At 38.7% G+C, this 6,255-nt stretch carries 8 protein-coding genes; 6 read left to right on the plus strand and 2 right to left on the minus strand.

What is annotated here, in order from left to right; genetic code table 11:
* The first annotated feature begins 137 nt into the window (after window positions 1–137).
* Entirely contained in the window at window positions 138–1,040 is a 903-nt protein-coding gene (locus tag ACFX4L_RS17580) for a sulfite exporter TauE/SafE family protein (protein WP_089364668.1), read from the plus strand.
* Window positions 1,041–1,360: 320 nt separating this feature from the next.
* Here ACFX4L_RS17580 and ACFX4L_RS17585 read toward each other — a convergent pair whose 3' ends face one another.
* Both ACFX4L_RS17585 and ACFX4L_RS17590 read right to left on the minus strand, forming a co-directional pair.
* Window positions 1,361–2,506 carry a glycosyltransferase gene (locus ACFX4L_RS17585; RefSeq protein WP_377385727.1) on the minus strand — a complete coding sequence of 382 codons (1,146 nt, stop codon included), beginning with the start codon at window positions 2,504–2,506 and terminating at the stop codon, window positions 1,361–1,363.
* A complete protein-coding gene (locus ACFX4L_RS17590; protein WP_377385730.1) occupies window positions 2,503–2,862 on the minus strand; it encodes a hypothetical protein in 360 nt (119 codons plus the stop codon). Before ACFX4L_RS17590 ends, ACFX4L_RS17585 begins: the two co-directional genes overlap by 4 nt.
* 458 nt (window positions 2,863–3,320) lie before the next feature.
* Here ACFX4L_RS17590 and ACFX4L_RS17595 point away from each other — a divergent pair, with 458 nt between their 5' ends.
* The 5 genes from ACFX4L_RS17595 (at window position 3,321) to ACFX4L_RS17615 (ending at window position 5,925) form a co-directional block, all read left to right on the plus strand.
* Entirely contained in the window at window positions 3,321–3,632 is a 312-nt protein-coding gene (locus ACFX4L_RS17595; protein WP_377385733.1) for a hypothetical protein, read from the plus strand.
* A 13-nt stretch (window positions 3,633–3,645) separates the two neighbouring features.
* Window positions 3,646–3,861 (plus strand): LSm family protein, encoded by a 216-nt coding sequence (locus tag ACFX4L_RS17600; protein WP_377385736.1) that lies wholly within the window; start codon window positions 3,646–3,648, stop codon window positions 3,859–3,861.
* A gap of 456 nt (window positions 3,862–4,317) precedes the next feature.
* Window positions 4,318–4,836 (plus strand): mismatch-specific DNA-glycosylase, encoded by a 519-nt coding sequence (locus ACFX4L_RS17605; protein WP_377405745.1) that lies wholly within the window; start codon window positions 4,318–4,320, stop codon window positions 4,834–4,836.
* A 31-nt stretch (window positions 4,837–4,867) separates the two neighbouring features.
* The gene (locus tag ACFX4L_RS17610; protein WP_377385742.1) at window positions 4,868–5,608 is read left to right on the plus strand and encodes an AzlC family ABC transporter permease; all 741 of its coding nucleotides are present in this window, start codon (window positions 4,868–4,870) and stop codon (window positions 5,606–5,608) included.
* Window positions 5,599–5,925, plus strand: coding sequence for an AzlD domain-containing protein (locus ACFX4L_RS17615; RefSeq protein ID WP_125162687.1), 327 nt, complete (start codon window positions 5,599–5,601; stop codon window positions 5,923–5,925). The genes ACFX4L_RS17610 and ACFX4L_RS17615 overlap by 10 nt, the downstream gene beginning before the upstream one ends.
* Window positions 5,926–6,255 lie beyond the last annotated feature (330 nt).

Consider the following 6,255-nt stretch of genomic DNA (forward strand, 5'->3'; position numbering starts at 1 on the left):
TAACCAACATGTCATTTCATTTTGGTTAGGTGCCTCTTCGTGTCTTAAAAGAAATTTGAATGATCTATTCAGGCAACTGTAACCGTCTGTCGGGTCGATGTTATCAAGGTTCTATTTTATTGAAAAAGGGGAAGGTCATGAAAAAGTTAATTGTTTTAGCCTTTATCGGGTTTTTAGCCCAATTAATAGATGGTTCACTTGGAATGGGGTATGGGGTGAGTTCCACTTCCTTATTGTTGACATTCGGGATTGCCCCTGCAGTAGCATCGGCATCCGTTCATTTATCAGAAGTAGTGACCACAGCAGTGTCCGGAGCTTCACATATAAAGTTTGGGAACGTGGATAAAAATATGGTCTATCGCTTGATCATTCCAGGTTCGGTGGGCGCATTTGTAGGTGCATGTTTCCTGAGCAACCTTCCTGCCGAATTAGCTAAACCGTATATTGCCATATTTTTATTTGGCCTTGGTGTGTACGTTTTATTCCGCTTTTTATTTATTTTTAAACCGTCAAAGGAAAACGAAACGGTAAACCCATTAACCGCAAAACAATCCATTCCGTTGGGCCTTTTTGCCGGCTTTTGTGATGCAACTGGCGGAGGTGGATGGGGCCCGATTGCAACGCCTGTTTTATTGTCAAAAAAAGGGATGACTGCGAGAAAAGCCGTAGGAACTGTAGATACGAGTGAATTTGCCATCGCTTTCTTTGGAAGTCTTGGTTTTATCCTTTCTCTTGGATGGGAAGCGGTCAATTGGCTTTGGGTGGCCGCGTTGATTATTGGCGGAGTGGTTGCGGCACCAATTGCAGCCTGGCTCGTCAGAATGCTACCTGCTCAATTAATGGGTGTTTTAGTAGGTGGTTTCATTATCTTAATCAATGTACGAACCCTATTAGCCGCATGGATTCCGATTGAAGCCCATATATATATCTATACAGGCATCGTGATTATATGGCTTTCAGGAATTCTTTTTACCATCAATAAGATGTCCACAGCAAGAAAAGATGATCATATCGAACAACAACAGCAGAATGTTTCCTAATTCCCGAGTTAGGCAGAGGTTGATGTATACAAAAGGAAATTCAGTTACCTATTATGAAAACTCGTAGGTACATAAATACCTACGAGAAAAGTCATTAAAGTCATTCGATGAAACTAGATCCTATTTATAGACTCAATCAGTTCCCAGCCCCATAGCTGTGTCCATTAAGTATACGCTTTTTAGTTATCCTAAAAATCGAGAGACTTATGCCTCCAATATCTATGTAGTTTTATTCTCCTAGCAAAGAATCAAGAGCACCCCTATCCTAGAACATCTTTATCATTGTGAGAGTATTATATTTCAAAACAGCAGCAGAACCATTAATTTATGGCCTGCTGCTGTTCAAATGATTGAATTGTGCTTTCATATAATTCAATAAGCGGTAATATATTTTTTTTACTATCGAAATGTTCCAATACCAATTTTCTTAAATCCCTGCCTGTTTGAACCCCAATACTTGATTGATGGAGGTTTCGTAAGTCCCGATAAATAATGGCCTGGCTGCTGGCCTGCTTTGCAGCATGATCCCCAAAGTAGCATTCCCACGCTTGTTGAAAGTTATTACTATTCACTGCACCAAAGTATCCGAGATTTCCACACGAAATAACGGGTCTTTCGCATGCCATTGCTTCCAAAGCGACCCTGCCAGTACCTACAACATAGTCTGCAAGTGCATAATAGTCCTTCACATTTTGTTGTTCCCCGGTGAAATGAATGAACTCTTCCTTACACGAAGAATGGATACTTGCTGCCATATTCTTAATATCCTTTAGTTGGCTTCCGTTGCCTACGATGATCACATGAAGGTTGGGAATATCCTTTAATTTTAAATCCCTGCAGGCTTTGATTAAAAGCATGCAGATTTTTGCTTTATGTCGAGTTATCCTGCTGCAGTAAAGAATTACTTTAGCTTTCGGAGGAATATTCATTTTTTTCCTTAATTCCAATGAAGGGGAAGGGGAAAAATCGGTTGTATCAATACCATTTGCAATTATTGAAATATTCTTAGGGAAAAATGGCTGAATTTGTTTTTTTACCGGTTCACTAACTGCAACTGCGGCATCTGTAATCCGTAAGACACTTTTTATGTCGGATTTAGGGAAGTATGTCCCGTGAAGAGTGAATACGAATGGAATGTTTGAGAGTTTCGCTGCCTTGGCAGAGATGTTGCCGGATGTAATCTGGTGACCGTGCACTAGTGAAATTTGTTCTTTTCGTAACAAATCTACCAAACTGTTTAATAATAGAGATTCTGCCTCGGAATTGATTGTTAATGTTTTAGGAAAATTCATTTGATGAATTTTACATCCCGTTTCTCGTAATCGACTTATCATACTCCCGTTTCCTGTAACAACTGCTGTATAAATCCCTCTAGACTGTAATTCCTTCACAAGACTCAAAACATGCGTTTCCGTTCCACTTACATCCATCGCATCTAACACCATCATTACTCTTATTGATTTCATGATATCTTCCCTCTTGGGGAAACTTCACCCGATTCAGGAAATGAAAGAAGTTTAATTTGATTTGAAGAAAATGGGGAAATAACGCTGTTTATTTCTTGTCTTAAGAATGAGATGGGCTCTTGATCCGTCCTAGTTACGGCACAACAAATAATATCGTCAGCATCAAATTGCCCCCATCTAACATAATAACCATTATTTAATGCTTCTGAAAAAACAATATTAATAGGAAGTGAACATTTGAAAAATGGGTAAGTTGCTTGACTTGACCCTGTATCCGGACATTCTTCGATTAGTTCAGATGTTTTGTAGCATGAAGGAATTAAGCTTATGTAATCCCTTATTTGTCTATATTTCATAGTTATCACCTCAACTGTATCATATTCAGCCTTTAAAGAAATGGACATGGATTTGTAAAACCTTCAAAAAATAATTCAAGTAATTAAAAAAAAGGTTGTTTAGTCCAAGCCGAAAGACCAGTCATCAATATACTACTTTTGAAGCGATATAAGAAAGGCGCAGCAATATGACAAAATCCTCAAAGAAAGCAATTGACTCTGATGGATCAAGGAATTCAAGGAGATCGAATCTAGGTAACATAGTAGCAAAAATCCAGATCGAAATTCATTTTCGGTTGGAACCATACAAGGATACACATTCTCGATCGACAACGAGTTCAGTGCTGTATTAAGGAAAAGAAGGGGGACCGTTGCAAAAAGGAAGAGGAAAAAAGAAATCCGAGCATTGGGGATGAAGGAAATAAAGAAGTGAAAAATGATGAAGGAATAAAATAGAAAATAAAAAAGGTGGTAAAAAAATGAGCAGTGAGAAGCAAGAGAAGCAATATAAAAAGAATTCCTGCGACTATCTCTACTATAAATGGCTTATTGAAAATGGAACAGCTCCGGGGAGACCTGGAGCCCCAGGGGCATCAGGAGATTCGTACAATGATTTGAAAGGGGTTTTAAGAAGATTACTAGGAAGAACGGTAACGGTTTCAACTGATTTTGCACCTGTGACGGGAATATTAAGTGTTATTGAGGAAGATTATATCGTAATAACTGAAGCAGCTGGATCTGTTGTACTTGTTCCGCTTTACGCCCAAAATTCAGTTAGAGAGCCTATTTAAGGAGGAGAATGCATTGTTAGCTAGTATTTTTTATAGACAATTAAGACATTACATTGGGAACACGATTGAAGTGGCTACGAGCAGTGATTTAATCGTGGGAGTGTTACATGAAGTAACCGATGAAATAATTCGATTAACAGAAACGGCTCCGGGCTATGAAAGTAACTTAGATATCATTACAATACCACTGGATCAGATTGAATATGTTCGCGTAGATAGCCCACTATAAGTTATATGAAGAAGCAGCCACCCATCAGGTGGCTGTTTTTTTGTAGGTTTGAAATGCCCTCGGATTCGTACATGCCGATTGGTTAAGCAAAGGTATATCATATTAATCAGTCATTCTATTCATTAGGGAAGTAAATGAAAGGGGCTGTGTTAATTGGTCGGGGTCATTTGATTCCATAAACTACACTCATTAGATAAAGAGACGTGAGTGTAGTTTTTTCTAGTTTTATAGCATGTATCTTTCTGTGAAAAAAGAATACTGAATTCAAGAGGTGCAATAGATCTTCAATATTCCATTTGACAGGATGTCATAAAATTATGGAGTTATCATCTTTCATTCTACTTAAATCGTTGTTAAGTTTTTGGATATAAGTTTGTGAAATTGGCGGAAAAGGTAGTTAAATATTTTTCAGTTTTGTACAATAATTATATAAGAGATTTGAAAAGGAGTTTTATAATGGAAGGCATCGCTGATCATTTGAAGGAAAATCTGGATATATTGTTTGTTGGTTTCAATCCAAGCATTCGGTCAGGAGAGACTGGCCACCATTATGCGAATCCAAACAATCGTTTTTGGAAAATCCTCTTCGAGTCAGGGCTGACGCCAAGGAAATATCACCCAACTGAAGACTCGTCATTGATGGATTTAGGTTATGGTTTTACCAATATCGTTTCCAGGCCTACAAAAGGTGCTGACGAAATCACTAAAGAAGAGTACATAAAAGGAAGGAAGCAGCTAAAAAGGAAAATTGAAAAGTATAAACCTAAACTTGTCTGTTTTGTTGGCAAGGGTGTCTATCAGGAATATCGTCAATTACGGAAGATCTTTTGGGGGCTGCAAGGAGATCCTTCATCGAAGCGGACAATGGAATTCGTTGCCCCTTCTTCAAGCGGTTTAGTGAGAATGCGGATAGAAGAAATCATTGAAATATATAGTGAGTTGCCAATTCTGCTCGGCAAGCTGGGGGGGAATTGAAGGAACTTATTAAAATAAGGGTGGAATTCTTATGAGTCAGGATAGTGCTGAATGGAAAAGTGATGGCTTTTCCGAAGTTAAAGGAGGGGAAGGCTTTTGGCAAGGAGTTAAGGATTGTATACCTACATTATTGGGATATTTAAGTATCGGTTTTGCTGCAGGAGTCGTAGAAAAAACGTCAGGCTTAAGTATGATTGAAGTGGCATTTATGTCGCTTTTACTCTATGCAGGGTCAGGACAATTCATAGCGGCTGGGATGATAGCTGCAAGTCATCCAGTATCGGCCATTATTTTTACGATTTTTTTTGTTAACAGTCGTCATCTTTTACTTAGTGCTGCATTGGCACCATATTTCAGGCATCAAAGTTTGAAACAAAACATGATAACGGGAGCCCTATTAACGGATGAAACGTTTGGGGTGGCCGTCACATCAGCACAGAAAAAGAAACAACTCGATTTTAAATGGATGCTTGGTTTGAATCTTGCAGCCTATTTAAATTGGTTCATTGCAAATATGGCCGGCGGTTTCTTTGGACAATGGATTCCTGATCCCGAAAAATATGGGATGGACTTCGCCTTGCCAGCGATGTTCATCGGCCTTTTAGTTTTGCAAATTTTAAGTAAAAAAGCCTTTTTTATAGATCTTGCAGTCGCAATTAGCAGCATATTAATCGTTGTTGCAGTAAGCTTCTTCTTTCCTGGCAGTACTGGCGTCATAGTAGCGACGATTGTAGCTTCAACGATAGGGATGGTGATTGGCAGATGGAAATAAGCGGATATATCCTTGTTGTCATCATAGGGACTTCGATTGTAACTTTCATACCTAGAGTCGTTCCATTGATGCTGCTTAGTAAAATGCAGATTCCTGAGTGGGGCATTGACTGGCTGAAGCATGTGCCAGTGGCTGTAATGGCGGCGTTGTTGGCTCAAGAGCTACTATTATCGGAACAGGTCTTTTCAATTAAGGATAATGCATTGAATTTAGCCGCAGCTTTACCAGCTTTCCTGGTTGCCATTTTTACGAGGAGTCTCTTGGGTACGGTTATGATTGGAGTGCTTTCCTTGATGATATTACGATTTTTCTTTTAATAAGTACTAAAAATTTAAAGGATGGGCCGATATAACCAGTAATGGATTTTCCATTACTGGTTTTTCATTTCACATAACATAATTTACTATAAGCAACTATTTGACTTCGTCCATTTCGGTTAGGCAAATAACGATTTTTAATGAACATGGTCAGCTTGATTATCAAACAAGACAGTGATTACATAAACTAGGGTGATAACTTCTGAAGAGTCGTTTTGGTTAACTGGAATGAAAGCGCTTCTAATTTAAAATGAAGGCTGTTTTCACATACTTTGTTGCTATTTACCAGGTAGTGAGTTGTGGTTGATTTCCCCTCCAGATGCTCGCTTT

It is taken from the genome of Peribacillus sp. YIM B13482, from assembly GCF_042787975.1.
Classification (GTDB): domain Bacteria; phylum Bacillota; class Bacilli; order Bacillales; family DSM-1321; genus Peribacillus; species Peribacillus simplex_A.